Raw genomic sequence first — 21797 nt, forward strand, 5'->3', positions numbered from 1 at the left:
GGATCTGTTGCCAGCGTCCCGGCATTGTGCCAAGCTCATTTTATGAGCGATAAAGATGCCGGGCGCGGGGACGCATTCGAAGCAGGTGTGACCATGGTCCGCAACGATGGGCGGGGCCGGTATGAGCTGCACGTCGGTGAGGATCTGGGCGCCGTCATCATTTTCCGTGAGCTGCCCGGGCACATTGACCTCATCCACACCGAAACGCAGGCCGGCTTTGAAGGCCGCGGCCTGGCGAAGGTGCTCGTGCGGTATGCGCTCGATGACGTGGTGGCATCCGGCAAGCGCATCATCCCGCACTGCCCGTACGTGGCCAGGTTCGTGGAGCGGAACCCGGAGCTGTACACCCAGTACACCGACTTTCCGGCCGAGCTGTAAGTGGGGCGCCCCACCGCGCTCATCACGGGCGCCACGTCTGGGCTGGGTGCGGAATTTGCCCAGCAGCTGGCGCGCTCGCAGCACAACCTGGTCCTGGTGGCCCGGAACGTCTCCCGGCTGGAGGCGAAGGCCGTCCGGCTCCGGACGGACTTTGGGGTGGAGGTTGAGATCATGCCGGCGGACTTGTTGACGGACGACGGCGTTGCCTCCGTGGCTGCCCGGCTGGCTGATCGCGCGCGGCCCGTTCGGGTTCTGGTGAACAACGCCGGCTTTGGGCTGGTGAAGGCGTTTGAGCACAACACCGCCGAAGAGGAGACGGACCACCTGCGGCTCCTGGTGCGCACGCCCATGCAGCTGATGCACGCAGCCTTGGAACCCATGCTGGAACGCGGCCAGGGACGGATCATCAATGTGGCCAGCGTCGCCGGGTTCATCCCGCGGGGATCCTACGGTGCGGCGAAGGCGTGGGGCATCAGCTTTAGCCGCTTCGCCAACCTGCGCTACCGCGGCCGGGGCGTCAACGTGACGGCGGTCTGCCCGGGATTTGTGCATACCGAGTTCCACCAGCGCATGGGTGCCAACATGGGCCGCATCCCGAAGTGGATGTGGCTGAACCCAGACCAGGTGGTGCGTGAGGGACTTGCTGACTCTGCGGCCGGCAAGTCGGTGTCAATCCCGTCGCGGCGCTACGCCGTGCTCATTGCCCTCAGCCGGCTGGTTCCGGACAACCTTGCAGCAGCCGCAGGCAACCGCGGGCGGTGACGGCTTGGGCCGGCCTCAGGCGACGGGCCGTCGCTTGTTGTTGGGGACCATTCCGGAGTGTTTACGATGTGATGGTGATGAGGCGTTCCGTCACGCGTTTTGAGGTCTCGTACAGGGGTTGATTGTTGGCGCGGGCGTAAGACCTCAAAAGCGCAAATGCCTGGTCAATGGTGACATTCGCCGTGTGCGCGATCACCCCTTTGGCCTGTTCGATCACGATTCTGCTGTTGAGGGCCCGTTGGAGCTGGTCATTGACGATTGTACTTTCACGCAGCGCCCGCTCCTGCAGCAGGCTGATGGTGGCCACATCGGCGAACGCCTGGGCGATCGCAGCGTCCTCGGCACTCAGCGGTCCGACTTCCTGGCCAAACAGGTTCAGGGCGCCGATCGTTTGGCCACGCAATCTCATCGGAACTGCATGGACTGACATGAACCCCTGGGACAGCGCGGCCGACTGAAATTGTGGCCACTTGGACCCGTTGCTCGCGATGTCATCGATGGTGACAACAGCACCGGTCCGGAAACAGTCAACGCACGGGCCCACCCCGGCTTCCAATTGGAGAACTTCCACCAATTCGCTTTTCTCACTCGTTGAGGCCATGACCTGAAGATCGCCCGCCGGATCGACCAGCAGGAGTCCGGCAGCAGCCGCATCAAGGAGCGCCACTGATTCCTCGACCAGGGTGTGAAGCAGGTCGACGACATCGTAGTCGGCCACCAAGGTATCCGCTATCTTGACGAAGGCGGCACTTACGCGCCGGGCGCGGCTTAAGATCGCCATGGTCGAATTCTACTCCACGGAAGCGATGTCATTACCCTGCCTTTGGTGGTGTGAAGTCCAAGGTCTTACTGACCACATCACGCGCAACCTCACGCACAGTGAGGCCCTCGGAGAACGCGTGGGCCCTCAGTAGTAGAAGCGCATCAGTGGCCGACGTTCCAGTCTGGGCAAGGACCATCCCAGTCGCCTGGTGGACTTCCCTTCGCGAGAGCAGGGAGCCGTCCCGCGACGGGCCCAGGTTGTCCCCGGGGGCGACAGTCAGGATGTGCTGCAACAGCTTCCAGGCGACGGAATCGGTCAGCTGAAGGGCCATGGAGTGGTCAGGGGAGCTTAGCGGCCCAGGGGAGGTGCTGTACAGCTCAACGATTCCAATGTCCATGGCGCCGAGCACGAGGGGGAATACGAAGAGCGCCGAAACGTCGAGGTCCAACAGGGCCTTGGCAAATACCGGCCATGCGGTGTGCCCGGCCGACTTCACGTTGGGGATTGCCACCGGCCCGCGTGTCCGCAGGGCCTCCCAGCGTGGTCCCTCCCCCAAATCGAACTGAAGCTCGTCGATCCGTGCTGATGTCGCATCGCTGGCGCAAATCGAAGTCTCCGGGGCATGGCCTGGAAATGCCGAGATGGAAACGCCGGAAATTGGCAAATTCTGCAGAAAGGTTGAGCACAAGTCCGTACCGAAACCCTGAATACCAGGGGAGAATTTCTCAGCCATGGGGTGCCATCGTCCCCAGCGGCTCCGGCGGCCCAGGGCAACCCATGATGATTACAGGGGAAACGGCCAGCGCAGCAACAGCTGGACAAATAATACGGGGCACGGGGCCGCGCCTCCTTCGGCTTAGTTGGAGCGCTGCCAAGCGTACAACGGAACCAGCTGGTATACCTACAGTTTAGGCACGTTCCGCGGGAGCGCCCTCATTGCGCTCGCAGATGGGTCTATGTAGCTGAAAGTCAACTAGGATGAAGTATCTGCCCCAGTCCCCGGCGTCGTCCTATTGTCGCGAATTCTTGAAAGGGACTGATGTAATGCCGGCCAACGATCACCTCAAAATCTCCCCGCTGCCTGCGGCCCGTTTCTTTCTGCAATGGCCGGTGGTTTGCGATGCGACATCCCCCGAGCTCTGAAAGACTCTTCGACAGGGTGCCTCTTTTGGTTGGCCAGGAATGGCCACTGGAGGGCCGGCTTTTATGTGGCCCAACCCTGGAACCCGATCCGGCATCGGCCAAATTGCGGCCCACATCACCCAATGAAGGCCACCTTGCGCGGATTCGCCTGGTCCGGCAGAAACAGTTGATGGCCGACACTATTGGGATTATCGCCAAACTTGACCGCAAGCTCGAATGCTATTTGGCGGTTCAATCCGCAAGCCCCTCGGAAGAATCCTCAAAGCTGATCAACGATTCCGCAGTTGTGTGGATCCGGCAGACACTCGAGGATTTGGCGGCAACCATTGAGGGCATTGAAGCGGCATTCACGGCGTCGCGCGCCGAAGCCCTGGAGCCCTGAAGCGTAGTGCCTATCGGTTTGACGCGAGTCGGCCCTGCAGCCCCGGGGGTGGTTAAAGTGGCAGCTCCCGTGACTACGTTACTGCCAGGGGCGGACCTCGAGAGTGCACGCAGGGCGGCCTAGGGGCCGGAATCTCGCCCGGAACCGCCCCAGAGTACGGAAAAGGTCGTTCCCATCCTCGCGAGGGCGCCACAGCTGTACTGTCAGCGGCCGGCCACCCCCGGTGTCAATGGGGTGTCAGGATTGCCAGGCCCAGCGTCAGGATCACGTCAAAATCGCTGCCGGGCGTTTCCGGAGGTGTTTCCATGGAATGAGGAGGGCGGCGGCCACGGCACGCGGCGCAGGGTCCTCCCGGAAAGGGAGCACCATGGTCCGCAAACAGCAAGAGTTCGCGCCCGCTGCGGCAGCGGCACCGCCGTGCGGCAGCGGGCACGGGTTCATCTCGGTGGACGATGGCGGGGATTTCCTCTTCCACGGGTCGGCTGCGGCGGTGGTTGCGGATTTTGAATATCCCTCCGAGGCGGCCTGGATTCTGGACCGGCAGGGCGGGGGATACAGGCTGGCCGCAGACGCAGACGCAGACGCAGACGCAGACGCAGACGCAGACGCAGTCCAGGGTTCAGGCGCCGGCCCGGCCCCCGGGCTCAGGCTGGTTCCTGCCGCGGCGGCCACGGATTTTTCGTGGCTGCGCCGGGCATGGCTCACTTCCCAGCACCGAGATCCACACCGGTACCCGCTGCGAAGGTTTTATCCCCAGGACGACCAGGCTCTGCTGCGGACGCTCTTTGAATGCCTGACCCTGCGGCACGGGCCGCAACCCTGGCCTGCGCGGTCCGTCGTGGCCGCGGGCCGCATCCTGGTCGATCCTTATGGCCATGCCTACCGGCCGGTGAAAATCGCCAGGGTCCTCAAGCCGCTCCATCTGCGGGCCGTGCATGCAAAGCCGGGTGCCGGAAGCCACATCATCAACCCGGTGTTCATCGAGATTGAGGCAGCTTCCGGCACCCGGCGAGGGAACCACGGGGGAACCGGTCACGCCTCGGATTCTGGACGGCCCACGGTCACCGGAATGCCCGCGCCGGGGGTCGGCGGCTCGTAGGAGTCGTCAAACGGCAGGTGGTCCATGTCCAGCAGCGGGTTGTCGTCCTGCCCAGCCACCAGGGCTTCCGCCTCCTCGACGGTTGCCACGCTTGGCATGGAACCGGGCAGCGGCTTCTGGGCCGATTCCCGCAGGAAGTAAATGGCCACCGCGCCGATGGCGGAGGTGAAAATCAGATAGTAGGCGGGCATCAAGTCGTTGTCCGTGAGCGTGATCAGCCCTTGGATGATGAACGGTGCGGTGCCGCCAAAGATTGCCACGGCAAAGTTGTAGGAAATTCCCATCCCGCCGTAGCGGCTGGAGGTGGGGAACAGGGCCGGCAGCGAGGACGCCAGGTTGGCCACGTAGAACGTCACCGGGAAAGCAATCAAAGCCAGGCCCAGCAGGGTGGACCAGACCGGACCCATGCCAATGAGCAAAAAGGCCGGCAGGGCCAGGACCACGGTGCTCAGCGCGCCCACCCAGAGGATGGGCCGGCGGCCCACCTTGTCGGAGAGGCGTCCGGTCAGCGGGATGCACAGGGCCATGATGACCAGGACAGGAATGGTCAGCAGCGTGCCATGAACGGGGTCGTAGCCCATGGAGTCAGTGAGGTAGGTCGGCATGTAGGACGTGAGGGCGTAACCCACCGTGTTGGCCGCAGCGACCAGGATCATGGCCAACACGATCTGCCGCCAGTAGACCTTGACCAGCCGGACCGGACCCTGGGAGGTGTCAGCGTCGCCGGCAGCGGCGGATTTGGCATTCTCTTCGTTCGCATCCAGGGTGGCCTGGAACTGGGGGGATTCCTCGATCTTCATCCGGAAGTACACGGCGATGGCACCCAGCGGACCCGCGACCAGGAACGGAAGCCGCCAACCCCACTGTTCCATGGCGTCCTGGCCGAGTGTCAGCTGCAGCACGGACACCAGGGCGGCACCGATGGCGAAGCCCATGTAGCTGCCCAGGTCAAGGATGCTGGCAAAGAAGCCGCGGCGGCTGTCAGGTGCGTACTCGCTGACGAACGTGGTGGCACCGGCGTACTCGCCGCCGGTGGAGAATCCCTGAACCAGCTTCAGCAGGACCAAGAGCACAGCGGCCCAGATGCCAATCTGTGCATACCCGGGCAGCAGGCCAACCGCGAACGTGGACGCCGCCATGATGATCAGTGTGGTGGCCAGCACCTTCTGCCGGCCAACTTTGTCACCCAGCCAGCCGAAAACGACGCCGCCCAGCGGGCGGGCCAGGAACGTGGCGGCAAAGGTGCCGAGCAGGAACAGTGTCTGTACCGACTTGTCCGCCTCGGGCAGGAACACCGGCCCCATGGTGGCAATGAGGTAGCCGAACACGCCGACGTCATACCATTCCATGGTGTTTCCGACCACGGTGCCGCCCAGGGCCTTGTGGAGCATGGGCTTGTCAACGATGTTGACGTGGTTGACGTCGAGCCGGCGCCGCTTTAGGGTGGGCAGACGCGGTATTTTGGTCTTGGCGGGCGATCGTCTTGCGGTGTCCTTGACACCTTCGTCCGAGTGGGTCGTGCTTCGGTCCATGGGCATTTGTTTAGCTCCCTGTGGAGGTCATTTGCGTTTGACTTTTAGCTTCCCTGTTACGGGCAGACCCTAAACTCTATCAGATGGGCCAATTTTGGACCCTTGGATGGTGTCTTTCCATGCACAAATCAATGCACAAAATGGGCTGCCGCGCCCCTGAAATGGCGGGTCCGGCGACGGTGGTTGGACCCCACCGTCGTACCCCGGCCGCGCAAGCCCGAATGGGTCTTCGCGGCCGGGGTAACGCCCCTTCCGGCATGGCCTTTCAGGAGACTTCCTTTGGGCTTCGTCAGCTGTTCTGGCTCACAAGCTGAGCCGCGGCGACAGTCTCAACCGGCTTGCGCACCGCCCAGCGCTTGAGGGCAACCACGGTGAACGCGGAGACCACCATGCCAACCAGGATCGCAGTAATGAACATGCCGATGTTGCCGATGGCGAAGAAGACGAAGATTCCGCCGTGGGGTGCCTGCGAGGTGACGCCGGCGGCCATGCAGATGGCTCCCGTGAACGCACCGCCCAGCATCATGGACGGGATGACGCGCAGCGGGTCCGCGGCTGCGAACGGGATGGCGCCTTCGGAGATGAACGATGCCCCGAGCAGCCAGGCGGCCTTGCCGTTTTCACGCTCGGCCAGGGAAAAGCGCTTCCTGTCGAGCACGGTGGCCAGGGCCATGGCGAGCGGCGGGACCATGCCCGCGGCCATGACGGTCGCCATGATTTCCCACGGCGCGTGGTTCAGGGCGGAGCCCGTTCCGAGGCCGGCGACGGCGAAGGCGTAGGCCACCTTGTTGACCGGGCCGCCCAGGTCGAAGCACATCATCAGGCCCAGGACAACGCCCAGCACGACGGCGGACGCCCCGGACATGCCCGTCAACCAGTGGTTCAGGCCGTTGGAAAAGGCTGCGATGGGACCGCCGAGGAACAGGAGCATGGCGCCCGAGGCGATGATGGATCCGAGGAGCGGGATGATGACCACCGGCATGAGGCCGCGCAGCCAGCGGGGCACCTTCCAGCTGCCAATCCAGTAGGCGGCAAGGCCGGCCAGGAGGCCACCCACCAGGCCGCCCAGGAAGCCGGAGCCCATGAAGACCGCCACAGCGCCGGCGGTGAAGCCCGGCGCGATGCCCGGACGGTCGGCGATGCCGAAGGCAATGTAGCCCGCCAGCGCCGGGACAAGGAAGCTCATCGAGAGGCTGCCGATCTTGAACGCCACGGCACCCAGATACAGGGCGAGGTTGCCGCCGTCGGGGAGATTCAGCAAGGTGTTATGGGTGAGGATGTCGTCGGCATGGGTGCCCAGTGCGATGCCGTAGCCGCCCAGCAGGAAGCCGAGCGCGATCAGCAGCCCGCCGCCGGCCACGAACGGAATCATGTAGCTGACGCCGGTCAGCAGCACCTTCTTGATCTTGGTGCCCAGGTGTTCCCCGGATGCCTCAGCCTGGTGCTCGGCAGTTTCCTCGGCGCCAAAGTGCGGCACGCGGTGCGCGTGGGGGTCGCCGGCGGCCACAAGTGCCTCCTGGATCATCTTGGCTGGTTCGTCAATGCCGCGCTTCACCGGGGAGTTCACCACGGGCTTGCCGGCAAAGCGTTCCTTGCCGCGCACGTCCACGTCCACCGCAAAGATCACGGCGTCGGCGGCGGCGATGACGGCCGGGTCCAGCGGGGTCACTGCGCCGGAGCCCTGCGTTTCCACCTGCAGATCCACGCCGGCTTCCTGGGCTGCGAGCACCAGCGAGTCGGCGGCCATGTAAGTGTGCGCAATACCGGTGGGGCAAGCCGTCACGGCAACGAGGCGCAGCGGTGCGGCATCACGGGCGCCCGCTTCGCCCGCGGGGGAAACCCCGCCCGTCCCCAGCTGCTCCCCAAGCTCGCGAGCTCGCTCGGGGCCCCTCGCAGCCGTGGCCCCACCGCGGTGCCCGACCACACCCTGGCTCCCCCCGGCGGCTTCGCGGACGCCGGTGGCGCCGCCGTCGGCGTCCGCAGCCGTGCTCGGCTTTGGCGTGTCTGCCAGGGCGCCGTCCACGAGGGCGACGACGTCTGCCGGGGTCTTCGCCGCGCGCAGGGCCGCGGTGAAATCCTTTTTAATGAGCGAGCGGGCCAGCTTGGACAGGAGCTTGAGGTGTTCGTTGTCGGCGCCGGCGGGGGCTGCGATGAAGAAGATGATGTCGGCGGGGCCGTCCTTGGCGCCGAAGTCCACGGCCGGTGCCAGCCGGGCCATGGCCAGCGTGGGCTCCAGCACGGCTGCGGAGCGGCAGTGCGGGATGGCGATGCCGCCGGGGATGCCCGTGGCGGTTTTCTGCTCGCGGGCCAGGGCGTCGGCAGATAGCGCGTCGACGCCGGTGGCCCGGCCGGTGCCGGCAACCATGCCGGCGAGGCTGCGGATTACGGCGGAGGCATCGGCGCCAAGGTTGGCGTCCAGCACCACCAGGTCGGTGTTGATCAGTGTGGTCATGAGTGTTCTCCAAGACGTGCGTCCAGGGCCGTCACGGCGACGGCGTCGGGGTGGGTTTGGTGCAATGTGGGAACCAGGGTTCCGGGGAGGGAAGCGGCGGCCGCCCCATGGGCCACTGCCTGCTGCAGGCACGCTGCGGGGGAGTCCCCGCGGAGTGTGCCAAGCAGATAGCCGGCGAGGGCGGAGTCGCCCGCGCCGACGGTACTTTTTGCTTCGATGGCGGGCCCGGCGGCCAGCCAGCTGCCGTCAGCGGTGACCAGCACGGCGCCCTTGGAACCGAGCGTGGCCAGGACTGCGCCGACGCCGCCGTCCACCAGTTTTTGTGCTACGCCAGCCGCCAGGGAGGGATCTTCCTCAAGTGATCGCCCGTCGGAAATTCCGGTCAGCTCCGCCAGTTCCTCGGCGTTGGGCTTGAGGAGGTCGGGTGTCGCAGCCACGCTCGCGGCCAGCGGCGCGCCGGAGGAATCGACCGCGATGCGGGGTGCGCCGTCGCCATGCCTTGCACGGACGGCGGCAATCACGCGGGCATAAAAGTCGTCCGGGGCCCCCGGCGGAAGTGAACCGGCCAGCACCAGCCAGGACGCGCCGTCGGACTTCTCCACGGCCAGCTCCAGCAGCGAGGTGAGCTGCGCTGTGCTGAGTGTGGGGCCGGGCTCGTTGACCTTGGTGGTGGTGCCGTCGGGCTCCGTGACGGCCACGTTGCTGCGCAGCGCCGCGCCAATCGGCAGCGACAGGTGCGGGATGTTCTCCCGTGCCAGGGCCCGCACGACGTCGTCGCCCGGGTCCCCGGGCAGCAGCGCCAGGGCGTCGGTGCCGGAGGCCGTAAGTGCGCGGACAATGTTCACGCCCTTGCCGCCGGGGTGCGCCGAGGCGCGGACGGCACGCTGCACTTCGCCACGTTCCAGCGGGCCGGGAAGTTCGATGGTGCGGTCCAGGCTCGGGTTGGGGGTCAGGGTAAGGATCATGCGAGCACCACCTCGACGCCGGCAGCGGCCAGTGCCACGGCGAGATCGGGTGCGGGTGCGGCGGTGGTGATCAAGGTGTCGACCTCTTCCAGGGTGGCAAAGCGGACAAGGGTTTCGGCGCCCAGTTTGGACGCGTCGGCCAGGATGACAATTTGGCGGGCTGCCCGGACCATGGCGGTCTTCGTGGCGGCCTCGACGGGGTCCGGCGTGCTCAGGCCAAAGTCGGCATGGACGCCGTTCGTGCCAAGGAAGGCGATGTCGGGGCGGAGGGCGCCGAGCTGTTCGGTGGCGCGGGCGCCCACCACGGCGCTGGTCAGGCCGCGGACCCGCCCGCCCAGGATGTCCAGAAGCAGGTGGCTGCTGCCGCCCAGTGCGGCCGCGATCGGCAGTGAGTTGGTGATGGCCAGGAGTTCGTCGCCGTTGTTGGACGGCGTCCAGTCCGCGAGGCGGTCGGCCAGGGCTGCCGTGGTGCTGCCCGAATCCAGCAGGATGGACACGGTCTGCGTGTGGGGGATCAGGGCCAGGGCGGCTGCCGCGATCCGCTGCTTCTCCTCCAAGTGCTGGGTCTGGCGCTCACTCAGGCTCGGTTCGGAGCGGCTGAGCCTGTCGAGGGAGACGGCCCCGCCATGGACGCGCCGCAGGACGCGGCCGTCCTCGAGGCTGGCCAGGTCCCGGCGGACGGTTTCCTGCGTGATGGAAAAGAGGTCCGCCAGTTCGTTGACGCCGACGCGGCCCTGCGCGCCGACCAGCTCGGCGATGCGCTGGTGCCGTTCTTCTGCAAACATGGCGCTCCTTCTTCTAGTTCCCATTCACGTGATGGGCATCACATGGTGTTGTTTCAGATCACTCTATCTGTGCTTATCTTTGTTTGTCAACAAGAAACAACATAAACACAGATTGGGGCAACTCGGGTTGAGCGGATTTGCGTTCCGAACCGTCCAGAACGAGGCATTTTCGCGCCCTCGCGGATGCGCGGTTACAAAATGGCAGTTGCGTGACGGCCGGTGCGTAGGCTGGCAGCATGGAAACCGTCGCCTGGTCCCGGCCCCACGCAGAACGTGCCGGCACGCCGCTGCTGTTGATGCTGCACGGCTACGGCTCCAGCGAAAAGCGCATGGCTGAGCTGTTTAGTGCCATGCCGGACGGATTCACCTGTGCAGCGCCACGGGGCCCGCTGGATGTTGGAGGGGACTGGGGCTGGTTCCTGCTGGATTACTTCCTGGACAACGATTTCGCCGAGGTGGTGGGCGCGGCCTCCACGCTGCTCGCCTGGCTGGACACGGTGGCGCAGCGCCACCGCTTCAGCTCCGTCTCCATTCTGGGCTTTTCGCAGGGAATGGCCATGGGCACAACGCTGATGCGGCTGCGCCCGCTGGCGTTCACGGCCGGCGTGGGGCTCTCCGGGTTTGCCCTGGACAACGGCCTGCTGGCCGCAATGGAACCGCTGGAGCCGAAGATGCCAGTTTTACTGGGCGCGGGGCACGGCGGACCTGGTCATCAACCCCGACGCCACCGCCTTCACGGCGGACTGGCTCGCCAACAACACGGAGTTGCAGCAGGCCCGCTATGACGGCATGGGCCACAACTTAAGCGCCGCCGAGCTCTCCGACGTTTCATCGTTCCTGACGGCCAACGTCCCCGACTCCTTCGTGCCGCGGGGATAGGGGGAACGATGGCGGGCAAGGCAGCCGGCTTCGAGTTCACAGTGGCCCGCAGCGGCGAGGTCGCCATTAGGCACAACGGCTTGCCGGCCGCCACACTGCGCGGAGCGGCAGCCCAGAAATTCCTTGCCGATGTGGAAGCGGCAGACCCCCAGGAACTCATGGCGCGCGTGACCGGCAACTACCGCCGCGGCAACGAACGGACGGCCAGGAACCACCCGCGGAACGCCCGCCGGCGCCGCTGAACGCGAACGGCTGAACGTCGCCGCGCTGAACGTCACCGCTAGCGCCCGTCTCGAAAGCACCCAATTGGCGCCGCTGATTCAACCAAAAGGTTGATGGCCGGCGTCGTGCGTGTTCCTAAGCTGGAATCAAAGGCCCGCACAGGGGCCCACCAGCAAAGGACACCTCATGAAGAAGCTCTTTTACTCAGCATTCGCCTACATGGTCATCGGCGTGCTCTCCGGCCTGTTTTACCGCGAGTTCACCAAGGGCAAGGACTTCACCGGCTTCACCCAGCTCTCCGTGGTCCACACCCACCTGCTCACCCTGGGCTTCATCGTGCTGCTCATTGTCCTGATCCTGGAGAAGCTGTTCACGCTCTCCGAATCGCCCCTGTTCAACTGGTTCTTCTGGACGTACAACGCCGGCCTGGTGATGACCGCGGCCATCATGGTGGTCCACGGCATGCTGCAGGTCAACGGCGCCACCGACGTCTCCGCCGCCATCCCAGGCATTGCCGGCCTGGGCCACATCCTGCTCTCCGCCGGCATGGTGCTGCTGTTCCTGGCCCTGCGCACCCGCCTCTTCGGCACCCAGGCCGTGAAGCACGACGCCGGCACCCCCGCCGCGCTCGCCGGCTGAGCACTGCGCGGGCGCATCAACGGTCAGATAACTCGGTTTTACTTGGGCTCCACCCATTCAACGCTCAGATGGTGGCGGAATGGGCTCGCAAAAAGGCCACGATCTGACCGTTGAATGCCGTGACCAGCAGGGCTCCCTTCAGAATCGGCGGCTAGGCTTGGAACACGTCAACAGTCAGGGGAGTGCATGGCACGCAAGGATGTGGAAAAGACCGGGACAGTGCCCGGGCGCGGCTTTGGCAAGTCCGCCAGAAAGCCGAATCCCGCCGTCGGGCTGGCCGCGGCGGCCGCCTTTGACGAGCGCGGCAAGCCCAAGCCCGCAGTGCACAACATGCTGTTGCGGGCCGTGGAAGTGCAGCGGCCGCTGGTGTTGGCGAACCTGCGGCGGCTGCGCAAAAAACACCCCGAGGCCACGGCGTTTGAGCTCAGCCGGCGCCTGGAACGCGACTTTCTTAACGGCGTCGGAACCGGGGGAGCGGCCATTGGCGCCACGGCCATCATCCCCGGCGTGGGCACCGTTGCGGCGCTGTCCATCTCGGCGGCCGCAACCGTGGTTTTCCTTGAAGCGACAGCCCTGTACGCCCAATCCGTGGCCGAGCTGCACGGCGTGAGGCTGGCCGATCCCGAGCGGGCGCAGCTCACCGTCATGGCGATCATCCTGGGCGACGAAGGTACGGCCATGCTGGCCGGCCTGACCGGACACGCCCTGGGCAACGGCAGGACCCCCATGCAGGCGTGGGGCAAAACCGTCAGCAAGTCGATGCCGATCTCGGCTGTCAAGGGGATTGCGGTGTCCATGCAAAAGAAGTTCCTGCGGAAGGTGGCCGTCAGGGGCGGCGCGTCCGTGGTGGGCAAGGCGCTGCCGTTTGGCGTCGGCGCGGCCGTCGGCGGGGTGGGCAATTACATGATGGGCCGTGCCGTCATCGCCTCAACCAAGCGGGCCTTCGGCCCGGCGCCGCTGGAGATCCCGGAAGACCTCCGCAGCGAACTTGACGCGCCCAAGGAGCCAAAGGCCCTGAAGGCTTCACGCCGTAAGCGCTGACTCTGAGCGAACCGTAGCGGATCGGCCTGCAGCGATGTTGGGGCTGGCGGCGTGCGTTCAACCGCTTCTCCAAGTACGCGGCGCCAGAGCGCCGTGTACTTGGAGCCTCTGCGGTTTCTCTTGGGCGTCGCCACGGACGCACCGACGGAGTCGTGTGTGGCGCGGTGCGGGCACCAGCCCCAAGCATCGCCGAAGGCCGCCCCGCCGCTCAGTGGAAGACCAGCGTGGCGATCGTGAAGATGGCCAGTCCTGCCAGTGAGCCCACCACGGTGCCGTTGATGCGGATGAACTGCAGGTCCTTGCCGACCTGAAGCTCGATCTTCTCGCTGGTTTCCACGGCGTCCCACCGTTCCACGGTTTCCGTGATGATGGAGGCGATCTCATGCTTGTAGGTGCGCACCAGGTAGGACGCGGCGTCGCTGATCCAGGCGTTCGCCTTGCCTGCCAGCTCGGCGTCGGTGGCCAGACGGGTGCCAAAGTCCTGGACGGCCGCCGTGAACTTGAGCCGCAGCTCGGACTGGGGATCCTCGACGGCGTCAAACAGCGCCGTCTTGATGGTCTCCCAGGCGCGCCCGGCCACATCGCGCACTTCCGGATCGCCCAGCACCTGCGCCTTGATGGATTCGGCCCGGGCGATCATGGCCGGATCGTGCTGGAGTTCCTGGGCCAGCTCCGCCAGATAGTTGTCCAACTGCAGCCGAAGCTCGTGGCGCGGGTCTTCCTGGACGGCACGGGCAAACTTGTAGACCTCCGTGTAAATCTTGTCGCCGACCAGCCCGTCCACAAACTGGGGCACCCAGCTGGGCGAGCGGTCCGAGACCAGCCCGCTGATGGTGGCGTGGTTCGCCTCAATCCATTGGGTGGAGCGGTCCACGAGCAGGTCCACGAGGGCGTGGTGGTGGCCGTCGGCGAAGATGCGCTCGGCCACCTTGCCGATGGGCGGTCCCCAGGGCGGGTCGACCAGGTGCTTGCGTACCATTGACTCGATGACGTCTCGGACGTCGTCGTCCTTCAGCACGGCCATGGCGCCGCGCATGGCGGCCGCGCCCTCCGTGGCCACGCGCTGGGCGCTGGCCGGTTTCGACAGCCAGGCGCCCACCTTTTGGGCGATCTGTGTCTTGGCCAGCTTTTCCGCCACTACGGTCTCGGAGAGAAAGTTCGTTTCCACAAACTCGCCCAGCGACGCGCCGATCTCATCCTTGCGGTTGGGGATGATGGCGGTGTGCGGGATCTTCAGTCCCATGGGGTATTTGAACAGGGCGGTCACGGCAAACCAGTCGGCCAGGGCGCCCACCATGCCACCCTCGGCGGCCGCGCGCACGTAGAGGAGCCACGGGTGTTCACGCTGGAAGGCGAAAGCCAGGGAAAAGATGACGGCCATGGCGATCAACAGCCCCAGTGCGATGTTTTTCATTCGGCGCAGCGCCGCGGCCTTTTGCGCATCGGGGTTGGGAACCGGGGCCGGAAGCGTGCCCGGCTGTTGTGTTTGGGCCATGGAGCAAGCGTAGCGTGATGCCATGGACATGCAGATCTACGCCCACCGCGGCTCCAGCGGCAGCTTCGCCGAACATACCCGCGCCGCGTACCTGCAGGCCCTGGCCGACGGCGCCGACGGCGTGGAGTGCGATCTCCACCTCACCGCGGACGGTCACTTGGTGCTTTTGCACGACGATGCCGTGGACAGGACGTCGGACGGTTCCGGCGCCGTGGCGGACAAGTCGCTGGCCGAGCTCCGCGGGCTGGACTTTTGCGGTTGGAAGGGCGCGGCAATCCCGGCCGCCTATGGCACCCCGTCCGAGCAGCTGCTCACCCTGGACGGGCTGCTGGACATCCTGGCCGCTGCCGGCCGGCCCGTCGGGCTGGCCATCGAGTTCAAGTTTGGTGCCGGCTTTGAGGCCCGGCTGGTGGACGCCACGCTGGAATGCCTTGGCCGCCGCGGCTGGCATGCCGCGGACTCGATGGCCGGCAACGTTGACGTGTCCTTTATGAGCTTCCACCCGGACGCCGTGAACTACCTGGCCGAAAGGGTCCCCGCGGGGCGGCTGTGCCAGCTGTTGGAGGAGGTGAATCCCGGGGAGCCGGACGTCGGCGGCGCCGCTGGAGCCATGTTCATGCGCCAGTCTGGGTCTGAGGCCCTGCTGGACGACGGCGTGGCCCACCTCGCCGGACCCGGCGTCGACTACCTGCGGGCGAACCCGGGGAACGCCTCCCGGTGGCTGGCTGCCGGTCGCACCCTTCGCGTGTGGACGGTGGACACGGCACAGGAGCTGCAGCTTTGCCGAGATGCCGGCGTCGCCGAGCTCACCACCAACTGGCCGGCACAGCTGCGGGCCCTGATGGCGGAGCTCCCGGGCGCCTCCTGACCATCGCGCGGCACGGAACGGTGGCCGGTCGGGAGGCCGGGGTGCGCGGCCTGGAATCACCGCGGACCTGCATTCGCTGGGGCCATGTGGTTGCATGGACACATGGCCTCAAGGATTGAAGATTATGCGTTGCTTTCCGACCTCCACACCGGTGCCCTGGTGGGCCGCGATGGCAGCATCGACTGGCTTTGCTTTCCGCGCTTTGACTCCCCGTCGGTATTTACGGCGCTTTTAGGCAACGAGCACCACGGGCGGTGGCTCATTGCCCCCACCGACGCACGGGTGGCGGCCCGGAACTACGTGGAGCAGACCTTTGTGCTGGCGACCCGCTGGGAAAGCGCCGCCGGGGTGGCCCTCGTGACGGAGTTCATGCCCATCGGTGACAGGAGGGCCTCGGTGGTCCGGCGGATCGAGGGCATCTCCGGGTCCATGGAATTCAAGCAGGAAATCACCATGCGTCCAGGGTATGGCAAGGTGCTCCCCTGGGTGCGGCGGGTGAGGGCCGACGACGGCACCTACGTCATCGTTGCCGTGGCCGGCCCTGACGCCCTGGCGCTGCGCGGCAATCGGCTGCCCCACGCCGTCGACCACAAGCACGCGGGCAACTTTACGGTGGCGGCAGGAGAGGTGGTGCAGCAGGAGCTCACCTGGTACCCGTCGCACCGCCCCATCCCGCAGGACATTGACCTGGACGCAGCCTTGGCCGAAACGCTGGACTACTGGAACGGATGGGCTGCCAAGTGCAGCCACGACGGCCGGTATGCGCCCATGGTGGAGCGCTCGCTCCTGGTGCTGCGGGCACTGACACATGAGGACACGGGAGGGATTGTGGCCGCTCCGACCACGTCTCTGCCGGAGGATTTTGGAAACACCCGAAACTGGGACTACCGCTATTGCTGGCTGCGGGATGCGGCGTTGACGTTGGAGGCCATGCTCACCCACGGCTACGAAAATGAGGCCCTGAAATGGCGTGACTGGCTGCTGCGGGCTGTCGCCGGCGACCCCGAGGACCTGCAGATCATGTATGGTCTGGGCGGGGAGCGCGAGTTGTCCGAGGGCGTGCTGGACCACCTGCCCGGCTACGAGGGTGCGGTGCCCGTGCGCATTGGCAACGGGGCCGTGGGCCAGTACCAGGCCGACGTCGTGGGTGAGGTGCTGGTGGCGCTGGAAAAGCTGCGCCAGGCAGGCGGCAAGGAGGACCACTTCTCCTGGCCGCTGCAGCAGGCCATGCTGGCGTTTGTCGAACGGCACCTGGCCGACAAGGACCACGGCATTTGGGAGATGCGCGGGGAGCTGCAGAACTTCACCCATTCACGCGTCATGATGTGGGCGGCGTTTGACTGCGGCGTCCGCGCCGTCCGTGACCACGGGCTGAAGGGCCATGCAGAACGATGGGAGGCGCTGCGTGATCAGCTGCGTACCGAAATCATGGAAAACGGGTTTAACCGTGATCTGGGCACCTTCACGCAAATCTACGGCGGAACCGCCACCGATGCCTCGCTTCTGGTCATCCCCCAGGTGGGGTTCGTGGCCTACGATTCGCCGGAGATGCTCGGCACCGTGGCGGCCCTGGAGAAGGAACTGGTGGATGAATACGGGCTGATCCTGCGCTACGAAACAGCTGCCGGGCTCGACGGCCTGGCGCCAGGCGAGCATCCGTTCCTGGCTTGCTCGTTTTGGCTGGTGGAGCAGTATGCGCACACCGGCCGGCACGACGACGCCGTGGCCCTGATGGACAAGCTGACGGGGCTTGCCAATGAGCTCGGCCTGCTCAGCGAGGAATACTCCATGAAGGACGGGCGGATGGCGGGCAATTTCCCGCAGGCGTTCTCCCATCTGGCGCTGGTGCGGGCAGCGGATGCCCTGCACGGAACCGAACAGTTGAGCATGGCGGCCGACGGCGGCGGAAGGGGCCATGCCGGTGTTGACAGCCCGGACGAGGACAGCCCGGATAAGCCAGACAGCGCCGGAACGGACAGGATATTGGACGCGGGGGAGGATTCCGTCCAACAACATGGAACCATGGGTTCATGAACTTAAGAACCGTCAGTGCCGTTGCCCTGGCCGCCCTGCTCGGCGCCAGCGCCGTAAACCATGTGCGCAATCCGAAGTTTTACTACCCGGTGGTGCCGCCTGTGCTGTGCACGGAGAAGGACGGGAACCTGGGCGTCATGACCAGGAACCAATGGGTGCTGGCGTCCGCAGTTCCCGAAGCGCTCGCCGTGGCAGGGTTGCTGGCGCCGAAGACGCGCAAGGCCACGGCCACCGCCACGGCATTGATGTTCACCGGCTTCACGGCCGGGCATGTCTCGGCACTCCGGCACGCCTTTGGCCCCGCAGGGACACCGGAGGCCCGCCGCATCCATGCCGTTCGGCTGCCACTGCAAATTCCTTTGGTCCTGTGGGCCTGGAGCATCCGCCGGGCATGAGGCTCAGGGAGTCCCCGGCGGCCAGGATCGGCGCGTCGATTGCGATCGCCACGGGCCTCTATGGGGTGTCCTTCGGCGCGCTTTCCGTGGCGTCCGGGCTGAGCTTTTGGCAGACCATGGCGCTGAGCCTGCTGCTGTTCAGCGGCGGCTCGCAGTTCGCGTTCATCGGTGTCATCGCCGGCGGAGGCACGGGCGTGGCGGCCATGAGCGCGTCCGCGCTGCTGGGAATCCGCAATGGCGTGTACGGCATGCAGCTGAATGCGCTCATGAAGCCCACGGGATGGCGCCGCTTTGTCTCCGCCCAGATCACGATTGATGAATCCACGGCCACGGCCACCGGTCAGAGGGATCCGGCCGAGCAGCAACGTGGCTTTTGGGTTGCCGGAATCGGCATATACGTGTTGTGGAATATCTTTACGGCTGCCGGTGCCTTTCTCGGCGATGCCCTCGGGGACCCCAAGCAGTGGGGCCTGGACGGCGCCGCCGTCGCAGCGTTCCTGGGCCTGCTGTGGCCGCGGATCCGGGCTTTCCAGCCCGCCGCCATCGCCGTCGTGTGCGCCGTGGTGACGCTCCTCGCCGTGCCACTCGTCCCGCCGGGCGTCCCCATCCTGGTCGCCGCCCTGGCGGCCGGGTTGATCGGCTGGTTCCGGCGCGGCCACACCCCCGACCATTCCCCCGGCCACGATGACGACGGCATGGAGCCGGACATTGAGCCATACGGGCGCGGTGACCATTCCCACGGGCAGCCTGCGGCACGCCCCGTGCCGGGACGGACCGGTACCGGCGGAAGAGACGGAATTTTTGGCACGGCGGGATCCGGCGGAACTCCCGGCCACGGGCCCCTCGGCTTCAGTGAAGGTGGGGCCGCGTGAGCCTGTGGTTCTGGCTGGCGGTGTCCGTTGTCCTGGCCTACGCCACGAAGCTGTTGGGGTACCTTGTCCCGGCCAAGGTGCTGGCGAATCCCCGGATGTCCCGTGTGGCGGGAACGCTGACGATCGGGCTGCTGGCCTCGCTGACGGTGGTGAACGCGGCAGCCAGCGGCACGGCCGTCGTGCTGGATGCACGCGTGGGTGCACTGGTGGCGGCAGCTGTGGCCCTTTGGCTGAAGGCACCATTTCTGGTGGTGGTGATTGTGGGCGCCGCCGCCGCAGCAGGTCTGCGCCTACTTGGTTGGCCCTGACAAGCGTGGCTGCCGAAGGCCGGCGCCACTTATGCGTTATGCCGGCCCCGCGCCGTGCGCACAATGCAGTGGCAAGCCGCCGGGCCGGGGCAATAATGGAGGGAACCAAACGTTCAAAGGAGAGTTTTCATGATTGTGGCATTTTCAGTGGCACCCAGCGGCAGCCCCACGGCTGAACCTGCCGGCACGGGCGACGACGCATCAGTCCACACGGCCGTGGCTGCGGCGGTCAAGGTGGTTCGCGATTCCGGGCTTCCCAACCGCACCAGCTCCATGTTCACCGAGATTGAGGGCGAGTGGGACGAGGTCATGGACGTGGTGAAGCGCGCCACCGAGGCCGTGGGGCGCTACGGCAGCCGCGTGTCCCTGGTGCTGAAGGCGGACATCCGCCCGGGCCACACCGGCGAGCTCACCGGCAAGGTCGCCCGGCTCGAAGGCGCGCTGGACACGCTGGCGGAGTAGCCGGCGTCGGACTTGGCATCCCCTGTCCGAATGCCCCCACCTGGCTTACGCTGGGACCATGGTTGAGCATCAGCGCAGTCCCGGTTGGGCCGAGGTCGAGGAATATTTGTCCGCGACGCTCGTCCGCGGCGGCGACGGCATGGACGCGGTGATTTCCAGCATCGACGCTGCGGGCATGCCGCGCATTGAGGTGGCCCCGACGGCCGGCAAGCTGCTCATGCTGCTGGTCCGCATCCAGGGCGCCCGGCGCGTGCTGGAGATCGGCACGCTGGCCGGGTTCAGCACCATTTGGCTGGCCCGCGGCGTGCCCGACGGCGGACACGTCACCACCTGCGAATTCCTCCCGGAACACGCCGCCCTCGCCCGCAAAAACATCGACGCCGCCGGTTTCGGGGCGAAGGTGGACATCCGCGTGGGTCCGGCACTGGATACACTGCCCACCCTGGAGCACAGTGAGCCATACGACTTTGTGTTCATCGACGCGGACAAGGGCAACGACACGAACTACCTGCAGTGGGCGTTGAAGCTGACCCGCCCCGGCAGCGTGATCGTCATGGACAACGTCATCTGGGAGGGCACCATCCTGGACCCGGGCGGCGATCCGGACGCAGCTGCCATCCGTGCCGCACTCGACTTCATGGGGGCCAGCCCGTCGCTGGACGCCACGGCCATCCAGACCGCCGGTTCCAAGGGCTGGGACGGCTTCGCGATCGCCGTGGTGAAGTAGGGGCTGCACTACGCTGGACTGGCATCTTCGTGCCGTTGTGCCGTGGGTTGCCGCTATCCACCTCCGTTACGCTGGGACTGTGACCATTTCGCTGCGCCCCGCCGCCCCCGAAGATGCCGAGGCCGTGATGCGCCTGCACCTGCGCTGCCACGAGGAAGCGTACGGCCGCCACCTCCCGCCGGAGTTCTTTGCCATGCGGCGGGAAACGCTGCCGGGCCGCGTGGATAACCTCCGCAAGGGGATTGCTGCGGGCCATGTTCCAACACTGGCGTACGACGGCGGGGGGCTGCTGGGTGTTGCCGGGGCAGGGCCGGCGCGGGATTCCGATGCGCCCGCCGAATTGGAATTGAATTGGATCTATACCCTCGAACGCGCCTATGGCAGCGGTGCCGGGCAGCTGCTGCTGGACGCCGTGATTGGCAAACAGGCGGCGTTCCTGTGGGTGCTCGAGGACAACCCGCGCGCTCAGGCGTTTTACGCGAAGAACGGCTTTGTCCTGGACGGCACCCGCAAGCTGTTGCCGCCGGAATGGCACAGTCTCCCCGAAGTTCGCATGATCCGCCCTGCGGCGGCGGGCTGATGGGCCGGCAGCGCCCGCCCAAAAACGTCGTGGTTGAACCCGATGCCGACGTGTCAGGTCCCGTGGCCGGGCTGTACCCCACGGACACCGGCACGGCGGAATTGATCCCCGATGGCGACAACCCCAACGGCTGGCTGCTCATGCTCAACGGAGTGCAAAGTTCGCACGTGGACCTGGCCGATCCGCTCCGCCTCGAATTTGAGTACATGCGCTGGATCATGGCCCTGGTCCAGGACCGCTGGGCTCCTGATGCGAAGCTGCGCACTCTGAGCCTGGGCGGCGCGGCCTGTTCCATGCCGCGCTACCTGGTGGCCGCCTACCCCAATTCCCGCAATGTCGTGGTGGAGATCGACGGCAAGTTGGCCAACCATGTGCGCGGCTGGTTTGACCTGCCCCGGGCGCCCCTGCTGAAGATCCGCGTGGGCGAGGCCCGGGAAGTCACCGAATCACTGTCGGCGGCCAGCCGTGAGCTCGTCATCCGGGACGTGTTTGCCGGTGCCAAAACTCCGCACGCGCTGACCACGGCCGAGTTCACGGCCGCCGCCCGTAAAGTTCTTGTACCCGGTGGCGTGTATGTGGTCAACTGTGGGGATTCGCCCGCCTTGGCCACGGCTCGCCGCGAAGCGGCCACCATTGCGGCCGTCTTTGAACATACCGTGATCATCGCGGACCCGCCCATGCTCAAGGGCCGGCGTTCCGGCAACATCATCATCGCCGGAAGCGATGCGGCCCTGGGCGACGGCGCCGGCCTGCCGCGGGCGCTGCTCGGAGGCTCCATGCCGGCCCAGCTGTGGGACGACGCCAAGGTCCGCCAGTTCGGCCAAAGCGCGACGATCCTCACCGACGCTGTTTAGCCGCCGAAAGTACGGATATGGCGATCTGATTCACCGCCGGCCCACCGTATCCGTACAGTGGGAGAGCCCGGCGGCTCTTTAGTGGCTCTTCAGAATCCAGAGTGTAATTTTGGTCTGAACCCGCCGGATTCCAGCAGTGACCTGGCGACATAGTTGGTGA

24 protein-coding genes are annotated in these 21797 nt (G+C 66.1%); 17 read left to right on the forward strand and 7 right to left on the reverse strand.

What is annotated here, in order from left to right:
• The first annotated feature begins 42 nt into the window (after positions 1–42).
• On the forward strand, positions 43–378 hold the full coding sequence (locus CVV68_RS19535; protein WP_110502673.1) for a GNAT family N-acetyltransferase: 336 nt from the start codon (positions 43–45) through the stop codon (positions 376–378).
• Positions 379–1140 carry an SDR family NAD(P)-dependent oxidoreductase gene (locus CVV68_RS19540; RefSeq protein ID WP_110502674.1) on the forward strand — a complete coding sequence of 254 codons (762 nt, stop codon included), beginning with the start codon at positions 379–381 and terminating at the stop codon, positions 1138–1140. It begins immediately after the preceding gene.
• Between the two features lie 61 nt (positions 1141–1201).
• On the opposite strand, the gene CVV68_RS19545 is transcribed toward CVV68_RS19540, so the two are convergent.
• Positions 1202–1921, reverse strand: coding sequence for a GAF and ANTAR domain-containing protein (locus tag CVV68_RS19545; protein ID WP_110502675.1), 720 nt, complete (start codon positions 1919–1921; stop codon positions 1202–1204).
• Positions 1922–1952: 31 nt separating this feature from the next.
• Positions 1953–2636 (reverse strand): GAF and ANTAR domain-containing protein, encoded by a 684-nt coding sequence (locus CVV68_RS19550; RefSeq protein ID WP_110502676.1) that lies wholly within the window; start codon positions 2634–2636, stop codon positions 1953–1955.
• Between the two features lie 435 nt (positions 2637–3071).
• Here CVV68_RS19550 and CVV68_RS19555 point away from each other — a divergent pair, with 435 nt between their 5' ends.
• Together CVV68_RS19555 and CVV68_RS19560 are read left to right on the forward strand one after the other, a co-directional pair.
• Positions 3072–3428 (forward strand): hypothetical protein, encoded by a 357-nt coding sequence (locus CVV68_RS19555; RefSeq protein WP_146238971.1) that lies wholly within the window; start codon positions 3072–3074, stop codon positions 3426–3428.
• Between the two features lie 367 nt (positions 3429–3795).
• Entirely contained in the window at positions 3796–4527 is a 732-nt protein-coding gene (locus CVV68_RS19560; RefSeq protein ID WP_110502678.1) for a hypothetical protein, read from the forward strand.
• On the opposite strand, the gene CVV68_RS19565 is transcribed toward CVV68_RS19560, so the two are convergent.
• From CVV68_RS19565 to CVV68_RS19580, 4 genes are all read right to left on the reverse strand, one after another.
• Positions 4461–6065: an MFS transporter gene (locus CVV68_RS19565; protein ID WP_110502679.1), complete on the reverse strand. Its 1605-nt coding sequence runs from the start codon at positions 6063–6065 to the stop codon at positions 4461–4463. The genes CVV68_RS19560 and CVV68_RS19565 overlap by 67 nt on opposite strands.
• 283 nt (positions 6066–6348) lie before the next feature.
• Complete coding sequence (locus tag CVV68_RS19570; protein WP_110502680.1) at positions 6349–8511, reverse strand: PTS fructose transporter subunit IIABC; 2163 nt, start codon at positions 8509–8511, stop codon at positions 6349–6351.
• Positions 8508–9476 carry a 1-phosphofructokinase family hexose kinase gene (locus tag CVV68_RS19575; protein ID WP_110502681.1) on the reverse strand — a complete coding sequence of 323 codons (969 nt, stop codon included), beginning with the start codon at positions 9474–9476 and terminating at the stop codon, positions 8508–8510. The genes CVV68_RS19570 and CVV68_RS19575 overlap by 4 nt, the downstream gene beginning before the upstream one ends.
• Positions 9473–10261 (reverse strand): DeoR/GlpR family DNA-binding transcription regulator, encoded by a 789-nt coding sequence (locus CVV68_RS19580; RefSeq protein ID WP_110502682.1) that lies wholly within the window; start codon positions 10259–10261, stop codon positions 9473–9475. Before CVV68_RS19580 ends, CVV68_RS19575 begins: the two co-directional genes overlap by 4 nt.
• A gap of 236 nt (positions 10262–10497) precedes the next feature.
• Here CVV68_RS19580 and CVV68_RS19585 point away from each other — a divergent pair, with 236 nt between their 5' ends.
• From CVV68_RS19585 to CVV68_RS19600, 4 genes are all read left to right on the forward strand, one after another.
• Complete coding sequence (locus CVV68_RS19585) at positions 10498–11046, forward strand: alpha/beta hydrolase (RefSeq protein ID WP_306415711.1); 549 nt, start codon at positions 10498–10500, stop codon at positions 11044–11046.
• A 102-nt stretch (positions 11047–11148) separates the two neighbouring features.
• Positions 11149–11382 carry a hypothetical protein gene (locus CVV68_RS19590; RefSeq protein ID WP_110502683.1) on the forward strand — a complete coding sequence of 78 codons (234 nt, stop codon included), beginning with the start codon at positions 11149–11151 and terminating at the stop codon, positions 11380–11382.
• A gap of 166 nt (positions 11383–11548) precedes the next feature.
• Positions 11549–12001, forward strand: coding sequence for a DUF2871 domain-containing protein (locus CVV68_RS19595; RefSeq protein ID WP_110502684.1), 453 nt, complete (start codon positions 11549–11551; stop codon positions 11999–12001).
• 186 nt (positions 12002–12187) lie between these two features.
• Positions 12188–13042, forward strand: a complete 855-nt coding sequence (locus CVV68_RS19600) for a hypothetical protein (protein ID WP_110502685.1) — start codon at positions 12188–12190, stop codon at positions 13040–13042.
• Between the two features lie 208 nt (positions 13043–13250).
• Here CVV68_RS19600 and CVV68_RS19605 read toward each other — a convergent pair whose 3' ends face one another.
• Positions 13251–14537 (reverse strand): DUF445 domain-containing protein, encoded by a 1287-nt coding sequence (locus CVV68_RS19605; protein ID WP_245933667.1) that lies wholly within the window; start codon positions 14535–14537, stop codon positions 13251–13253.
• A gap of 22 nt (positions 14538–14559) precedes the next feature.
• Between CVV68_RS19605 and CVV68_RS19610 the strand changes: the two genes are divergently transcribed.
• The 9 genes from CVV68_RS19610 to CVV68_RS19650 all read left to right on the forward strand — a co-directional run bounded on the left by CVV68_RS19610 (position 14560) and on the right by CVV68_RS19650 (position 21637).
• On the forward strand, positions 14560–15405 hold the full coding sequence (locus CVV68_RS19610) for a glycerophosphodiester phosphodiesterase (protein ID WP_110502687.1): 846 nt from the start codon (positions 14560–14562) through the stop codon (positions 15403–15405).
• 84 nt (positions 15406–15489) lie between these two features.
• Positions 15490–17439, forward strand: a complete 1950-nt coding sequence (locus tag CVV68_RS19615; RefSeq protein WP_281268310.1) for a glycoside hydrolase family 15 protein — start codon at positions 15490–15492, stop codon at positions 17437–17439.
• A complete protein-coding gene (locus tag CVV68_RS19620) occupies positions 17436–17834 on the forward strand; it encodes a DoxX-related protein (protein ID WP_110502689.1) in 399 nt (132 codons plus the stop codon). Before CVV68_RS19615 ends, CVV68_RS19620 begins: the two co-directional genes overlap by 4 nt.
• Positions 17831–18706, forward strand: a complete 876-nt coding sequence (locus CVV68_RS19625; RefSeq protein WP_110502690.1) for an AzlC family ABC transporter permease — start codon at positions 17831–17833, stop codon at positions 18704–18706. Before CVV68_RS19620 ends, CVV68_RS19625 begins: the two co-directional genes overlap by 4 nt.
• On the forward strand, positions 18703–19014 hold the full coding sequence (locus CVV68_RS19630; RefSeq protein WP_110502691.1) for an AzlD domain-containing protein: 312 nt from the start codon (positions 18703–18705) through the stop codon (positions 19012–19014). Before CVV68_RS19625 ends, CVV68_RS19630 begins: the two co-directional genes overlap by 4 nt.
• A gap of 129 nt (positions 19015–19143) precedes the next feature.
• On the forward strand, positions 19144–19476 hold the full coding sequence (locus tag CVV68_RS19635; RefSeq protein ID WP_110502692.1) for a thiamine-binding protein: 333 nt from the start codon (positions 19144–19146) through the stop codon (positions 19474–19476).
• A gap of 58 nt (positions 19477–19534) precedes the next feature.
• On the forward strand, positions 19535–20203 hold the full coding sequence (locus CVV68_RS19640; protein ID WP_110502693.1) for an O-methyltransferase: 669 nt from the start codon (positions 19535–19537) through the stop codon (positions 20201–20203).
• Positions 20204–20282: 79 nt separating this feature from the next.
• Positions 20283–20783: a GNAT family N-acetyltransferase gene (locus CVV68_RS19645; RefSeq protein WP_110502694.1), complete on the forward strand. Its 501-nt coding sequence runs from the start codon at positions 20283–20285 to the stop codon at positions 20781–20783.
• The gene (locus CVV68_RS19650; RefSeq protein ID WP_110502695.1) at positions 20783–21637 is read left to right on the forward strand and encodes a spermidine synthase; all 855 of its coding nucleotides are present in this window, start codon (positions 20783–20785) and stop codon (positions 21635–21637) included. Before CVV68_RS19645 ends, CVV68_RS19650 begins: the two co-directional genes overlap by 1 nt.
• Positions 21638–21797 lie beyond the last annotated feature (160 nt).

Origin of the sequence: Arthrobacter livingstonensis, assembly GCF_003219815.1 — a bacterium.
GTDB lineage: Bacteria > Actinomycetota > Actinomycetes > Actinomycetales > Micrococcaceae > Specibacter > Specibacter livingstonensis.